Here is a 15,327-nt window from a genome sequence, read left to right on the forward strand (position 1 = left end):
GCGCGCACCGCTCTGCCTGTGGGAGCTGGCTTGCCTGCGATGCAAACACTGCGGTCTGTCTGTTAAACCGCAGGGATGCCATCGCGGGCAAGCCCGCTCCCACAAAGGCGGGTGGGGATGCAAGCCACAGATTTTTTGCGGTAATCAGTCCGGGTGGCTGATCAGCTGTTTGGCCAAGGCCTCGAATGCCGGGATCGTTACCGGGTCGTTTGCCGAGTTGCTGGCAATCGGGTTGGAGGCGTAACGCACAATAACCATCTCGGCTTTTGGATCGATATAAGTGCGCTGGCCGTAAACACCACGCGCCATAAAGGCACCATCAGAGTTGTGCGTCACCCACCACATGTCTCGATAGCTGGCGCCCTTGAGCAAGTCGTAACCGGCCTTGGCAAAGGCCGCTTTATCACCACCGCCACGAATGTCGTCGACCACCGCCTTGGGTACGATTTGCTGGCCAAGATACTGGCCATTGTTGCGGATCATTTCGCCAAACCGCGCCATATCCCGCAGCCCGGTATTCAAACCGCCGCCGGCAAACGGTGTGCCGATGGAATCGACGGTGAAATATGCCGATTGTTCAGCGCCGATACGCTGCCAGATTTTCTCCGAGAGCAGTTGCGCAACGTTGCGCCCTGTCACCCGTGCAATCACCCAGCCCAACACATCCGTGTTGACGGTTTTATAGGCGAATGCCTCGCCGTGCTCACCTTCTGGCTCAACCGTTTGCAAATATTCCATATAACTTTGCGGGCCGGTGTAGTCCTTGGGCTTTGGCAGCGGGTTACCGGCCTGGGCATGCTTCCAGACTTCCGCATTGGGGTCGGCATAATCCTCGCTGTATTTAAGCCCTGTGGTCATGTCCAGCACCTGGCGCAGGGTGGCGTTGCCAAACGCCGACTTGGCCAGCTCGGGCACATAGTCGACGATTTTTTTATTGGCATCGAGGGTGCCATCAGCCACCAGCATTGCGCCCATCGTGCCCACTACCGATTTGGTCATGGACATGGCGCCGTGCTGGCCTTCGGGGGTCAACACACCAAAGTAACGCTCATAAATAATTTTTCCGCGGTGCAACACGACTATGCCGTCGGTGTAATTCGCCGCCAGTGACTGCTCCCAGGTCATCGGCTCCTTGCTGCCCAGCGGCAGGAAGGTCAATGCGTCGATATCCGTGCGCAAGGCTTTGGCCAGCGGTACCGGCGCGCCCAGCCCACGGGAGACATTGGTGGTGGGCATCAATTGACGGAAGTTGGAAACACTCCAGCGCATGGCCGGAAACTGGAAATAACTGCCGTCGGCAAACCGCACGATGCGATCCGGCGGTGGCGGCGCGCCGACCATCCAGCCCATCTTCGCCGGGTCGCTGGCGGCGGCATCCGGGTAGCTGGTTTTATCGGTGGCACAGGCGATGGAAGCGGCCAGGCAAGACAGTAAAAAAACCGCGCTGACACGCGCCGGTTTTAGAAAGTGTTTAAACATCGAATTTTCCTTTTCAGTTCAAGGCCGCACACCACCTTGCGATAGAAGCAGTGGGAATGTATAGCCCACCCCGGCGCCCACAGGTTGGGCAGCCGGGTTTTATTCATGTTTTTATTTTTTCGATCAGCGCTTCCAGCTCATGAAAGTCGCTGTGGACCGTTCGTTCACGGCTCCAGATCATGTCCAGAGTAAAGGTCGGAAACCCGGGCGGCGGCTGGAGTATTTTGACGGTTGGCGGCACATTCAGGGTCGCCACTATTTTTTCCGGGATCACGATCAGTGCCGGTACCGCCAATAAAATATTCACCCCGGCGTGATAAGAATTGGCCCGGGTAAAAATATTTCTGGATCGCGACTGTTTTTCCAACCAGCCATCGACCATGTTTTTTTCCGACAGCCACGGCGTTGGAAATATGTGTGGTGCGTCACAAAACTCATCAATTTCCAAAAAAGATTTGGGCCGATGTTTTGCCACGCTGGACAGGCACACAAAAGAATCTTCAGTAAGGCTGCGATAGCCCAGCAACGGATGCCGTTGGTGATAGCCCGGGCCGAAGCCAAAGCAAACGTCGGTGTCAGAAGCCAGTAACTCATTGATGGGCAAATCCTTGCCCAGGCGGCTCACACTCAACGACCAGTTACGTCCGGTTGAGCGCACCTGCTGCAACAATGCGGGCAACATGAGAATTTCAAAATATTCCGGGGCCGTGATATTCCACTGACGCAGCGCGGTGCCCTGCCCTGCTCCTTCCTTGGCACACTGGTTGATGCACTGCAGGATATTTTGCAGATAGGGCTTGAGCGCCAGCACCCGTGCCGTGGGCTGCATGGCGCCCTCAGTGTTCTCGAACAGTTTGTCGTCAAAACAATGCCGAAGTTTTTTCAGGCTGTAACTGATGCTCGACTGGCTGAGATTCAATATTTCTGCAACGCGCTTGGCACTGCGGTTTTCGATCATCAACAAAACAATCGAAATATCCTGCATATCCAATTGTTTCAACGCATTGGTGTACAGCATTCCAGCTCCTTGCTGATTTTATCCACAGCCCAACTACCACTCGACCCGCAGCGCGGGTCGAGTGGGTGCTGAATTTAAAGAATTAGAACTGTTGCTCCCAGTAATCACAAGACAAGTTGATGGAGCCGCCTGGGGCGAAAATTCGGGGCGGATCAAGGGGGCAAAACGATGGTTTCCTCGAACGCCCAAGGCTATTCGGCTTTACGCGCGATATATCTTAAAATAGCCGGTTGCCGAAAGAACCGTCATGGCCGTAGCCATGAAGGGCTTTCATCCCTTGAAAATAAGTGTGGTGAAGATGAACAAGCCTTTCATTTCGCTGTGCCCTGAAATTACTCGGGCGCATGCGTTGACGTTGATGGACTGGTTGGAGGATGAGCGCGTCACCTGTTATCTGAGCGATTCACGTCATGTCTCCCGTTCCATCGAGCAAGCCATCGATCGAACCCAATTGCCAATCCTGACCCATCTGTTCAACCAGGGCGGTCGATTCTTCATGGCTTATGACCGGCATGACGCTCCGGTGGGCTTTGTCCGTTTAATAAAGACCGGCTCAAATTGCGAGATAGTCCTGGTCATCGGAGACAGCGACAAATGGGGACGCAACCTTGGCGCACGCACGATCCGCGAAGGCATGAAACTGGCCTTCCTCGACATGCGGGCCAAGAAACTCATCGCCAAGATCCACCCGGACAACGCACGCTCGCTAAAAGCCTTTGTGCGCAGCGGCTTTGTGCTTGAGAGCGAAACGCCGACATTGAAGTCGTTTTCCATGACGGCAGGGCGCTATCTCCAGTTCTTGCGCGAAGGTTCCGTTAGCGACAGCAGCAAGATCTACATCACTGAAATCGACAAGGCCAGGCTCGAGAGTTTAATCGCTCTGGAACAAGGACCGACGGTTGTTGAACTCGAACATGAGCTTGAACGTGCCATTGTCGTCAAGCCGCAGCAGGTGGCGGGCAATGTCGTCACGATGAACTCCAGGGCTTTGGTGCAACTGGACGACGAAGAGATCGAAGTGGCCTTGGTCTACCCGCAAGACGCGGACAGCAACGCAGGGAAGCACTCCGTGTATTCCGACATTGGTGCGGCCATCCTGGGCTATCAGGAGGGGGACGCCATTGACTGGCGAATTTCTGATCGGACCCGCCGGATTGAGATCAGGAAAGTGCTTTACCAGCCGGAGGCTGCGGGCCATTTCCACCTGTAATTGAGTCTTTTGCTCAGTGTTGGTCAAGCAACCTGGAAGAAGGGGATCTGTCGAAAAAGGGAGCCAGTAAGTGGCTCCCTTTATTCGCGACAGTTTTAACTCTCTAAAACCACTGAGTAGTGTCGCAGCTGCGATTTATTCCACAGTCACGGATTTAGCCAGGTTACGCGGCTGGTCCACGTCGGTGCCTTTAAGTACGGCAACGTAGTACGACAGCAATTGCAGCGGGATGGTGTAGAGGATCGGCGCCAGCACATCGTGGATATGCGGCATGTTGATCACATGGGTACCTTCGCCGTTGCTCATGCCGGCTTGTTCGTCAGCAAACACGATCAGCTCGCCACCACGGGCACGCACTTCTTGCAGGTTGGATTTAAGTTTTTCCAACAGCTCGTTGTTCGGTGCCACCGTCACCACCGGCATGTCGTTATCCACAAGCGCCAGAGGGCCATGCTTCAGCTCGCCCGCCGGATACGCTTCGGCGTGGATGTACGAAATTTCTTTGAGCTTGAGCGCGCCTTCCATTGCTACCGGGAACTGAGCGCCGCGACCCAAGAACAGGGTGTGGTGCTTGTCGGCAAACAATTCAGCTACTTTTTCGACCACCGAATCCATCGCCAGGGCTTCACCCAGACGCGCTGGCAAACGGCGCAGCTCTTCAACCAGCTGTGCTTCGACACCCTCTTCCAGGGTGCCGCGCACTTGACCCAGGGACAGGGTCAACAGCAACAGGCCTACCAACTGGGTGGTGAATGCCTTGGTGGAAGCGACACCGATTTCGCGACCGGCTTGGGTCAGCAGCGTCAGATCCGACTCACGCACCAGCGAGCTGATGCCTACGTTACAAATCGCCAGGCTACCCAGGAAGCCCAATTCTTTGGCATTGCGCAGTGCGGCCAGGGTGTCGGCGGTTTCGCCCGATTGCGAGATCGAAACAAACAGGGTGTCCGGTTGCACCACCACTTTGCGGTAGCGGAACTCGCTGGCCACTTCGACCTGGCACGGAATACCGGCCAGGCTTTCGAGCCAGTAACGGGCAACCATGCCTGCGTGGTAGCTGGTACCACAGGCGACGATCTGAACATTGCGGACTTTAGCGAACAATTCTTTCGCCTGTGGACCGAAAGCCTGAACCAATACATGGTCCTGGCCCAGACGGTTTTCCAGGGTGCGCTGCACGACTGCAGGCTGCTCGTGGATTTCCTTGAGCATGTAATGGCGGTATTCGCCCTTGTCGGCCGCCTCTGCGCCATCGCTGTATTGCACGGCTTCGCGCTGAACGCTCTGACCGTTCACATCCCAGATCTGCACGCTGTCACGACGGATTTCAGCGATGTCGCCTTCTTCCAGGTACATGAAACGGTCAGTGACCTGGCGCAGTGCCAATTGGTCGGACGCCAGGAAGTTTTCCCCCAGGCCCAGGCCAATCACCAGCGGGCTGCCGCTGCGGGCTGCAACCAGACGGTCCGGTTGTTTGGCGCTGATCACGGCCAAACCATAGGCACCGTGCAACTCCTTGACGGTGGCCTTGAGCGCCGCAGTCAGGTCGTTGTGGTCTTTGAGTTTGTGGTTGAGCAGGTGAGCAATCACTTCGGTATCAGTATCCGAGGTGAATGCGTAGCCCAGGCCTTTGAGCTGTTCACGCAGGGCTTCATGGTTTTCGATGATGCCGTTGTGCACAACCGCCAGATCGGAACCGGAGAAATGCGGGTGAGCGTTACGCTCGCAAGGCGCACCGTGAGTTGCCCAACGGGTGTGGGCAATACCCAGGCGGCCGGCCAGGGGTTCACCGGCCAGGGCCTGCTCCAGTTCGGCCACTTTGCCGTTACGGCGCATGCGCTCCAGGGTGCCATTGTTGGTGAAAACAGCCACACCTGCGCTGTCGTAACCACGGTATTCAAGACGTTTCAGGCCTTCCAGCAGAATGGCCGTGATATTACGTTCAGCGACTGCGCCAACGATCCCACACATAAAGTTCTCCTAGCTTAGAGCCGCGCATAACAGTGTTATGCCCCGGGCCTGAATTTGTTCGCGCGCCTCAAGGGGCAGGCGATCATCGGTAATAAGGGTATGGACGCTGCTCCAGGGCAGTTCCAGGTTGGGTATTTTTCGACCAATCTTGTCCGACTCGACCATCACGATCACTTCACGCGCAACGTCAGCCATGACCCGGCTCAGACCCAACAACTCGTTAAAAGTTGTCGTGCCGCGCTGCAGGTCTATGCCGTCAGCACCGATGAACAGTTGATCGAAGTCGTAGGAGCGCAACACCTGCTCGGCAACCTGTCCCTGAAAGGACTCGGAATGCGGATCCCAGGTGCCCCCGGTCATCAGCAATACAGGCTCATGTTCCAGTTCGCTGAGTGCATTGGCGACGTGCAGGGAGTTGGTCATCACCACCAGGCCCGGTTGCAGGCCTAATTGCGGAATCATCGAGGCGGTGGTGCTGCCGCTGTCGATAATGATGCGGGCGTGCTCTTTAATCAGCCCCACAGCCGCGCGGGCAATGGCTTGCTTATAAAGAGAAACAGGCTGCGGTACATCACTGACCAGTTCTTGCGGCATGGTGATGGCACCGCCATAACGACGTAATAACAGCCCGTTACTTTCGAGTGCAGCCAGATCCTTGCGAATCGTAACCTCGGAGGTTTCGAAGCGCTTGGCCAGTTCATCCACACTGACTTCGCCCTGCTCGGCAAGCATGGCCAGGATGTTGTGTCTGCGTTGTGGCGTATTACGTTTAGACATAACGGCTTAAGTTTCGTTTCGAAAGATAACGAAAGCAATGAAACCGTATCTCGAAACCTTCGTCAAGAAAATGTTGCGGGTTATTTTCTGTGAATAAGTCGATTTAGGCCTGTATTTATTGGCCAAAACGCTTGTTTATCCTCACAAAAAATAAAGCCTTATCCACAGGGTGCGGACAAGGCTTTAGGTAACCTATTGATTTAAAACAGTTATAGGATGACTTGTTAATAACGCTAAATCGTCACCCCATAGCTGTGGATAAGTTTAAATCAAGGCTTTGGTTGTTTGACCGGACGCTTCCAGCCATCAATATTGCGCTGGCGCGCACGACCAACGGCCAGTTGCTCCTGGGCGACGTCCTGGTTGATGGTCGAACCCGCTGCAGTGGTGGCACCGTTGGAGATATCCACAGGTGCAACCAGCGAGTTGTTGGAACCGATAAATACATCGGCGCCCAACACGGTCTTCCACTTGTTGGCGCCATCGTAGTTGCAGGTGATGGTGCCCGCACCGATATTGGTGCGCGGGCCGACTTCGGCATCACCCAGGTAAGTCAGGTGGCCGCACTTGGCGTCTTCACCCAGGTGGGCGTTTTTCAATTCGACAAAGTTACCCACATGGGCACGGGCATCCAGCACGCTACCCGGGCGCAGACGGGCGAACGGGCCGGCATCGCTATGCTCACCCATCACGGCACCGTCGAGATGGCTATTGGCTTTGACCACCACCCCCTTGCGCAGGGTGCTGTCCTTGATCACGCAGTTCGGGCCGATGACCACGTCGTCTTCAATCACCACGCGACCTTCAAGAATCACGTTGATATCGATCAGCACATCACGACCAACGGTCACTTCACCACGCACATCGAAACGGGCCGGGTCACGCAAAGTCACACCCAATGCCATCAGACGACGGGCTTCGCGCAACTGATAATGACGCTCCAGCTCACTGAGCTGTTTACGGTCGTTGGCGCCCTGCACTTCCATCGGGTCCAATGCATGTTCGGTGGCCACCACCAGACCATCGTTCACCGCCATCGCAATTACGTCAGTCAGGTAGTACTCACCCTGTGCGTTGTTGTTCGACAGACGGCTCATCCAGTCAGCCAGACGCTGGGTCGGCAAGGCCAGGATTCCGGTGTTGCCTTCGGTGATGGCACGCTCGGCTTCGGTCGCATCCTTGTGCTCAACAATGGCGCTGACCTTGCCGCTGGCATCACGCACGATACGGCCATAGCCAGTCGGGTCGGCCAGGTTGACGGTCAGCAGGCCCAGTTGCTCGGGGCCCACTTGCTTGAGCAAACGCTGCAGCGTCTCGACTTCGATCAGCGGTACATCGCCGTACAGGATCAACACATTTTGCGCGGTCAAAAACGGCAACGCCTGAGCCACCGCGTGGCCGGTACCCAGTTGCTTGTCTTGCAGGACAAAATTCAGGTCATCGGCTGCCAGGCGTTCACGCACCAGCTCGGCACCGTGGCCGATAACAACATGGATGCCGGTCGGCTTGAGCTGGCGGGCGCTGTGGATAACATGACCCAGCATGGAATTGCCGGCTACGGGGTGCAGAACCTTGGGCAGGGCGGAACGCATGCGGGTGCCCTGACCTGCGGCGAGAATAACGATATCGAGAGACATGACTGGCTACCAATCCTGGGTGGTCAGCGGTTGCGACCAAAAAGTATTTCGCGGAAAAAGAAAAAGGGTAGCCGAGGCTACCCTTTTTAATCAATCACACAATAAGACAGGAGGCTTAGCCGCCGAACTTCTTGCGGATTTGCTGGACGGTGCGCAGCTGAGCTGCGGCTTCGGCCAGACGTGCAGCAGCAGATCCGTAATCGAAATCTGCGCCTTTTTCGTTCAGTGCCTTCTCGGCAGCCTTTACGGCTTCCTGAGCAGAGGCTTCATCCAGGTCGGCAGCACGTTGCACGGTGTCGGCAAGAACCTTGACCATGTTCGGCTGAACCTCGAGGTAACCACCGGAGATGTAAAACACCTCCGATTCCCCGCCCAGCTTGATCAGGCGGATCGGACCTGGCTTGAGTTCAGTGATCAGCGGAGCGTGACCCAGAGCGATACCAAGATCACCCAGGCTGCCGTGCGCAATCACCATCTCGACCTGACCGGAAAAGATTTCTCCTTCCGCACTGACGATATCGCAATGGACTGTCATCATATTAGCCATCTGATTGCCTCAACCTGATTAGCGCCCGTTGCCGGGCGCTGGAATTACAGTTTCTTGGCTTTCTCGATCGCTTCTTCGATGCCGCCGACCATGTAGAACGCTTGTTCTGGCAGGTGGTCGTAGTCACCGTTGAGGATGCCTTTGAAGCCAGCAATGGTGTCTTTCAGGGAAACGTATTTACCCGAAGCGCCAGTGAAGACTTCAGCCACGAAGAACGGCTGAGACAAGAAACGCTGGATCTTACGAGCGCGGGATACCAACTGCTTGTCGGTTTCCGACAGCTCGTCCATACCCAAGATCGCAATGATGTCCTTCAGTTCTTTGTAACGCTGCAACACGTACTGAACGCCGCGAGCGGTGTCGTAGTGTTCCTGGCCGATTACGTTCGGGTCCAGCTGGCGCGAAGTCGAATCCAGTGGATCTACTGCCGGGTAGATACCCAGGGAAGCGATGTCACGGGACAGAACGACGGTGGCGTCCAAGTGGGCAAACGTGGTCGCAGGCGACGGGTCAGTCAAGTCATCCGCAGGTACGTATACCGCTTGGATCGAAGTGATCGAACCGTTCTTGGTCGAAGTGATGCGCTCTTGCAGAGTACCCATCTCTTCAGCCAGAGTCGGCTGGTAACCTACTGCAGAAGGCATACGGCCCAGCAGTGCGGATACTTCAGTACCGGCCAAGGTGTAACGGTAGATGTTGTCAACGAACAACAGTACGTCGTTACCTTCGTCACGGAACTTCTCGGCCATGGTCAGGCCGGTCAGTGCTACGCGCAGACGGTTACCCGGCGGCTCGTTCATCTGACCGTAAACCAGTGCCACTTTGTCCAGTACGCTGGAATCCTTCATCTCGTGGTAGAAGTCGTTACCCTCACGGGTACGCTCGCCCACACCAGCAAACACAGAGTAACCGCTGTGTTCCATGGCGATGTTACGGATCAGTTCCATCATGTTTACGGTTTTGCCTACACCGGCACCACCGAACAGACCAACCTTACCGCCTTTTGCAAACGGGCAGATCAGGTCGATAACCTTGATGCCGGTTTCCAGCAGGTCGTTGCCGCCAGCTTGCTCAGCGAAGGACGGCGCCGGGCGGTGAATGCCCCAACGCTCTTCGGTGTCAATCGGGCCAGCTTCGTCGATCGGGTTGCCCAGAACGTCCATGATCCGGCCCAGAGTCGCTTTACCGACTGGAACGGAGATGGCTGCGCCAGTGTCGGTGACTTCCAGACCGCGCTTCAAGCCCTCGGTGGAACCCATCGCAATGGTACGAACCACGCCGTCGCCCAGCTGTTGCTGAACTTCCAGAGTGGTTCCGGCCGCGCTTTGTACTTTCAGCGCGTTGTAGATGCTCGGTACGTTTTCGCGTGGAAATTCCACGTCGATCACGGCGCCGATGATTTGAACGATACGTCCGCTACTCATAGCTGGATCCTCTGAATATTTGAACCGTTAAACCGCGGCAGCGCCGCCGACGATTTCCGAGATCTCTTGGGTGATCGCAGCCTGACGCGCCTTGTTGTAGATCAGCTGCAAATCGCTGATCAAGTCACCGGCGTTATCAGTGGCGTTCTTCATTGCGATCATCCGCGCAGCTTGTTCAGCTGCACTGTTCTCGACCACCGCCTGGTACACCTGCGACTCCACGTAACGCACCATCAAGCCGTCAAGCAGCTCTTTGGCATCCGGTTCGTAGAGATAGTCCCAGTGGTGCTTGAGTTCTTGATCCGGGGTCGCCACCAGTGGAATCAATTGCTCCACAGTAGGCTGTTGCGTCATGGTGTTGATGAACTTGTTGGATACCACGGACAGGCGGTCAATACGGCCTTCCAGGTAAGCATCCAGCATCACCTTAACGCTGCCGATCAAATCATTGATCGACGGTTCTTCACCCAGATGGCTGATAGCAGCGACGACGTTACCGCCGAAGTTACGGAAAAATGCCGCACCCTTGCTGCCGACCACGCACAGATCAATCTCGACGCCGTTTTCACGGTTTACCGCCATGTCCTTGACCAAAGCCTTGAACAGGTTGGTATTCAAACCACCGCACAAACCACGGTCACTGCTCACAACCACATAACCCACACGCTTAACTTCGCGGTCGATCATGAACGGGTGGCGGTATTCCGGGTTGGCGTTGGCCAAATGCCCAATAACCTGGCGGATACGCTCCGCATAAGGACGGCTAGCAGCCATGCGCATTTGTGCCTTGCGCATTTTGCTGACCGCCACTTTTTCCATGGCGCTGGTAATCTTTTGCGTGCTTTTGATGCTCGCAATCTTACTGCGAATCTCTTTTGCGCCTGCCATGTAACACCTATCAGGTTAGCAAGCGGGAGCCTTGCGGCTCCCGCTGCGGCTTACCAGGTTTGGGTGGCCTTGAACTTCTCGATACCGGCTTTGATGCCAGCGTCGATTTCGTCATTGAAGTCACCTTTAACGTTGATCTTCGCCATAAGCTCGGCGTGATCGCGGTTGAAGTAAGCAATCAGCGCTTGTTCAAAGCTACCGACCTTGGTGATTTCGACGTCAGTCAGGAACCCACGCTCAGCGGCATACAGCGACAGCGCCATGTCAGCGATCGACATTGGTGCGTATTGCTTCTGCTTCATCAGCTCGGTAACGCGCTGACCATGCTCAAGTTGCTTACGGGTCGCTTCGTCCAGGTCAGAAGCGAACTGGGCAAATGCTGCCAGTTCACGGTACTGAGCCAGAGCGGTACGGATACCACCGGACAGCTTCTTGATGATCTTGGTCTGAGCGGCACCACCCACACGGGATACCGAAACACCGGCGTTCACTGCAGGACGGATCCCGGAGTTGAACATCGCCGATTCCAGGAAGATCTGACCGTCAGTGATGGAAATCACGTTGGTCGGAACGAACGCGGAAACGTCGCCAGCCTGGGTTTCGATGATCGGCAGTGCGGTCAGGGAACCGGTTTTGCCGGTCACTGCGCCGTTGGTGAACTTCTCTACGTATTCTTCGGATACGCGGGATGCGCGCTCCAGAAGACGGGAGTGGAGATAGAACACGTCGCCTGGGTAAGCTTCACGGCCTGGTGGACGGCGCAGCAGCAGGGAAATCTGGCGGTAAGCCACTGCTTGCTTGGACAGATCGTCATAAACGATCAGCGCGTCTTCACCGCGGTCGCGGAAGTATTCGCCCATGGTGCAACCGGAGTACGGTGCCAGGAACTGCAGCGCTGCGGATTCGGAAGCACTGGCAGCAACGACGATGGTGTTAGCCAGCGCGCCGTTTTCTTCCAGCTTGCGAACCACGTTGGCGATGGTCGATTGCTTCTGACCGATCGCTACGTATACACAGAAAATGCCGCTGTTCTTCTGGTTGATGATCGCGTCGATCGCCAGAGCGGTTTTACCGATCTGACGGTCACCGATGATCAGCTCACGCTGGCCACGGCCGACAGGGATCATGGCATCGACAGCCTTGTAGCCAGTCTGTACAGGCTGGTCTACCGACTTACGCCAGATCACGCCTGGAGCAACTTTCTCGACTGCATCAGTCTCGGTGTTGCCCAGTGGACCTTTGCCATCAACTGGGTTACCCAGTGCGTCGACAACGCGACCCAGCAGTTCCTTACCAACCGGAACTTCCAGGATGCGGCCAGTGCACTTGGCGCTCATGCCTTCAGCCAGAGTCGTGTATGCGCCCAGTACTACGGCACCTACAGAGTCTTGCTCGAGGTTGAGAGCCATACCGAAGACGCTGCCCGGAAACTCGATCATCTCGCCGTACATTACGTCGGCCAGACCGTGAATCCGCACAATGCCGTCAGATACGCTGACGACAGTGCCTTCGTTACGGGCTTGGGAGGTCACATCGAGTTTTTCGATGCGGCCCTTGATAATTTCACTTATTTCGGAAGGATTGAGTTGCTGCATTGCTCTGCTGCCCCTTCAAACTCAAGATTTCAATGCTTCGGCAAGGCTTGCGAGTTTCCCGCGAACCGAGCCATCGATAACCAGGTCGCCGGCGCGGATGATGACACCACCTATAAGGCTGGCATCCTCCGCAACTTGCAGGCGCACTTCCCGGTCGAGTCGTGCACTGAGAACCTTGGCGAGTTTGTCTTGCTGTTCTTGGTTCAATGCAAAAGCACTGGTCACTTCAACGTCTACCGATTTCTCTTGTTCGGCCTTGTACAGGTCAAACAGAGCGGCGATCTCCGGCAATAGCGGGAGACGGTCGTTTTCGGCAACGACGTTGATGAAGTTCTGTGCTTCTACAGTGAACTTGTCGCCGCACACGTCAATAAACGTGGCGGCCTTTTCTGCGCTCGTCAGTCGCGGGGCCTTGAGCACGCGCTGCATAGTGTCGTCTTGCGACACTGCTGCAGCCAGGCCGAGCATGGCTGACCAAGAGGCCAGTTGCTGGTGGGCCTGGGCGTGCTCGAAGGCTGCCTTAGCGTAAGGTCGGGCCAACGTGGTCAATTCTGCCATGATCGCCCTCGCTTAAATTTCAGCAGCCAGTTTAGTAACCAGCTCCGCGTGCGCGTTTTGATCGATTGTGGCACCCAGGATCTTCTCTGCGCCTTCAACAGCCAGGCTACCCAATTGGGCACGCAGGGCGTCTTTAACGCTGTTCAGTTCCTGTTCGATCTCGGCCTGAGCCTGAGCCTTCACACGGTCAGCTTCAACGCGAGCCTGTTCACGGGCTTCGTCTACGATCTGAGTACCGCGTTTCTTGGCTTGCTCAATGATTTCAGCTGCTTGAGCCTTAGCTTCGCGCAGTTGTTGACCCGCTTTATCTTGGGCCAACTCCAGGTCGCGAGCTGCTCGGTTAGCAGCGTCCAGTCCAGCCGCAATCTTCTTCTGACGTTCTTGCAATGCCGCGATGACCGGAGGCCACACGAACTTCATGCAAAACAGTACAAAAATGAAGAACGCAACGGACTGGCCAATCAGGGTTGCATTAATGTTCACGCCAACACCTCGCTCGTTCGTTGTCCATCACTCTAATCAACTCGACAATTCGAGTGATTAGCCAGCGAGTTGACCAACGAAAGGATTAGCGAAGGTGAAGAACAGTGCGATACCAACACCGATCATGGTTACGGCGTCGAGCAGACCGGCAACGATGAACATTTTAACTTGCAGCATTGGGACCATTTCTGGTTGACGCGCTGCGCCTTCCAGGAACTTGCCACCCAACAGGCCGAAACCAATTGCGGTACCCAGTGCGCCCAGGCCGATCAACAGTGCAACAGCGATAGCGGTTAGACCAACTACAGTTTCCATCTTTCCTCCCGACTTTTACGTCGTATGGTTTAGGTTTTTAGATTAAAGCGGTAAAACAAAATCATTTTGCGACGCCCTCTCACCCGAGGGTGAGAGGAGCACCAGATTCGCCGAAGCGGATCTTAGTGATTATCTTCGTGTGCCATCGACAGGTAGACGATGGTCAACATCATGAAGATGAACGCTTGCAAGGTGATGATCAGGATGTGGAATACAGCCCACGCCCATTGCAGCACCACGCCCAGACCGCTAAGCCAAAGCAGGCCGCTGCCGAACATTACGGCGATCAGGATAAACACCAGTTCGCCAGCGTACATGTTGCCGAACAGACGCAGAGCCAACGAAATAGGCTTGGCAATCAACGTCACGAATTCGAGCAGGAAGTTCACCGGAATCAGCAGCGCCTGAACAAAAATGTTCTTGCTGCCGAATGGGTGCAGGGTCAGTTCACCGATGAAGCCGCCGATGCCCTTGATCTTGATGCTGTAGAAGATGATCAGTGCAAACACCGACAGGGCCATGCCCATTGTCGCGTTTGGATCTGTCGTCGGTACGGCACGGAACGGGAAGTGTTCGTCGCCCGTGATCAGGATCGCCAACTGAGGAATCCAGTCAACCGGGATCAGGTCGATGGCGTTCATCAGGAACACCCACACGAAAATGGTCAGCGCCAGCGGTGCGATAACAGCACTGCGACCGTGGAAACTGTCTTTTACGCTGCCATCAACGAATTCCACCAGGACTTCTACGAAGTTCTGCAGTGCGCCTGGCTGACCGGAAGTTGCCTTCTTGGCCGCCATGCGGAATACGAGGATGAAGATCAGACCAACAAACAGCGACCAGCCGAGAGTATCGACGTGGAACGCCCAAAAGCCCATTGATTTAGCTTCTGCAACGGTGTGGGCAAAGCCCCAGCCGCCATCAGGTAGCTGCCCAAAGGTCAGGTTCTGTAAGTGGTGCTGGATATAGCCCGAAGCGGTTGTTTCTGCCATGGTTGCCTCAAACGCCCTAAGGTCTCGAAAGTGTTGTTCTCATTAGCAGGGGAGCGAACCAGCTGACCAGTTGGGTCAACACGAAGACGCCGAATACAGCTAGCGGCGCCAATGGCTTCACACCTGCAAACGTCAGCGCGAACAGCACTGCCGTCAAAATTAACTTGCCTGCCTCACCGGCGTAAAACGACCGGACGATGGCTTGCGCTGCTCGGGCGCCGGAAAACCGAAAAGCCCTGTGAGCAAAATACACATTGGGTAGCAAAGCTATCAGGCCTCCGCAGAGTCCTGAATATCCGGCGACGACTCCATGCCATTGCCAGAGCCCCAGAGCAGCCAGCAATAAAACGACAAATTGAGCCAGCAAAACCGGAAAAACCGCCAAGCGATGGAACGGCAAGCGGTTTGGCGTGCGGGTTTCCATCACAACTGC

15 protein-coding genes are annotated in these 15,327 nt (G+C 55.7%); 1 reads left to right on the forward strand and 14 read right to left on the reverse strand.

The features are described from left to right. Nucleotides 1-144 precede the first annotated feature (144 nt). Together BFC21_RS18215 and BFC21_RS18220 are read right to left on the reverse strand one after the other, a co-directional pair. Nucleotides 145-1,479: a serine hydrolase gene (locus BFC21_RS18215; protein WP_120266420.1), complete on the reverse strand. Its 1,335-nt coding sequence runs from the start codon at nt 1,477-1,479 to the stop codon at nt 145-147. Between the two features lie 103 nt (nt 1,480-1,582). Beyond that, nucleotides 1,583-2,497 (reverse strand): LysR family transcriptional regulator, encoded by a 915-nt coding sequence (locus tag BFC21_RS18220; protein WP_088378583.1) that lies wholly within the window; start codon nt 2,495-2,497, stop codon nt 1,583-1,585. 247 nt (nt 2,498-2,744) lie between these two features. Between BFC21_RS18220 and BFC21_RS18225 the strand changes: the two genes are divergently transcribed. Further along, complete coding sequence (locus tag BFC21_RS18225; protein ID WP_177342596.1) at nt 2,745-3,707, forward strand: bifunctional GNAT family N-acetyltransferase/nucleoside diphosphate kinase regulator; 963 nt, start codon at nt 2,745-2,747, stop codon at nt 3,705-3,707. 135 nt (nt 3,708-3,842) lie between these two features. Here the strand turns inward: BFC21_RS18225 and glmS are convergent, their stop codons facing one another. The 12 genes from glmS to BFC21_RS18285 form a co-directional block, all read right to left on the reverse strand. Continuing rightward, nucleotides 3,843-5,678, reverse strand: coding sequence for a glutamine--fructose-6-phosphate transaminase (isomerizing) (glmS, locus tag BFC21_RS18230; RefSeq protein WP_088378584.1), 1,836 nt, complete (start codon nt 5,676-5,678; stop codon nt 3,843-3,845). 9 nt (nt 5,679-5,687) lie between these two features. Then, a complete protein-coding gene (locus BFC21_RS18235; protein WP_088378585.1) occupies nt 5,688-6,455 on the reverse strand; it encodes a DeoR/GlpR family DNA-binding transcription regulator in 768 nt (255 codons plus the stop codon). Between the two features lie 269 nt (nt 6,456-6,724). Then, complete coding sequence (gene glmU, locus BFC21_RS18240) at nt 6,725-8,092, reverse strand: bifunctional UDP-N-acetylglucosamine diphosphorylase/glucosamine-1-phosphate N-acetyltransferase GlmU (protein WP_120266421.1); 1,368 nt, start codon at nt 8,090-8,092, stop codon at nt 6,725-6,727. 115 nt (nt 8,093-8,207) lie between these two features. Beyond that, nucleotides 8,208-8,627 (reverse strand): F0F1 ATP synthase subunit epsilon, encoded by a 420-nt coding sequence (locus tag BFC21_RS18245; protein WP_029611653.1) that lies wholly within the window; start codon nt 8,625-8,627, stop codon nt 8,208-8,210. A gap of 56 nt (nt 8,628-8,683) precedes the next feature. Then, the gene (gene atpD, locus BFC21_RS18250) at nt 8,684-10,063 is read right to left on the reverse strand and encodes a F0F1 ATP synthase subunit beta (RefSeq protein ID WP_019828667.1); all 1,380 of its coding nucleotides are present in this window, start codon (nt 10,061-10,063) and stop codon (nt 8,684-8,686) included. A gap of 27 nt (nt 10,064-10,090) precedes the next feature. Then, nucleotides 10,091-10,951, reverse strand: a complete 861-nt coding sequence (gene atpG, locus BFC21_RS18255; protein ID WP_003438003.1) for a F0F1 ATP synthase subunit gamma — start codon at nt 10,949-10,951, stop codon at nt 10,091-10,093. A 50-nt stretch (nt 10,952-11,001) separates the two neighbouring features. Continuing rightward, nucleotides 11,002-12,546: a F0F1 ATP synthase subunit alpha gene (gene atpA / locus BFC21_RS18260; RefSeq protein ID WP_086799496.1), complete on the reverse strand. Its 1,545-nt coding sequence runs from the start codon at nt 12,544-12,546 to the stop codon at nt 11,002-11,004. 21 nt (nt 12,547-12,567) lie between these two features. Continuing rightward, complete coding sequence (locus tag BFC21_RS18265; protein WP_016782875.1) at nt 12,568-13,104, reverse strand: F0F1 ATP synthase subunit delta; 537 nt, start codon at nt 13,102-13,104, stop codon at nt 12,568-12,570. A 12-nt stretch (nt 13,105-13,116) separates the two neighbouring features. Then, on the reverse strand, nt 13,117-13,587 hold the full coding sequence (locus tag BFC21_RS18270; RefSeq protein ID WP_016782874.1) for a F0F1 ATP synthase subunit B: 471 nt from the start codon (nt 13,585-13,587) through the stop codon (nt 13,117-13,119). Between the two features lie 57 nt (nt 13,588-13,644). Continuing rightward, nucleotides 13,645-13,902 (reverse strand): F0F1 ATP synthase subunit C, encoded by a 258-nt coding sequence (atpE, locus tag BFC21_RS18275; RefSeq protein WP_002555987.1) that lies wholly within the window; start codon nt 13,900-13,902, stop codon nt 13,645-13,647. 122 nt (nt 13,903-14,024) lie between these two features. After that, nucleotides 14,025-14,894, reverse strand: a complete 870-nt coding sequence (gene atpB, locus BFC21_RS18280) for a F0F1 ATP synthase subunit A (RefSeq protein WP_016782873.1) — start codon at nt 14,892-14,894, stop codon at nt 14,025-14,027. Between the two features lie 16 nt (nt 14,895-14,910). Further along, nucleotides 14,911-15,318 (reverse strand): F0F1 ATP synthase subunit I, encoded by a 408-nt coding sequence (locus tag BFC21_RS18285; RefSeq protein WP_003437994.1) that lies wholly within the window; start codon nt 15,316-15,318, stop codon nt 14,911-14,913. Nucleotides 15,319-15,327 lie beyond the last annotated feature (9 nt).

The organism is Pseudomonas sp. TMW 2.1634, assembly GCF_001703595.1.
GTDB lineage: Bacteria > Pseudomonadota > Gammaproteobacteria > Pseudomonadales > Pseudomonadaceae > Aquipseudomonas > Aquipseudomonas fragi.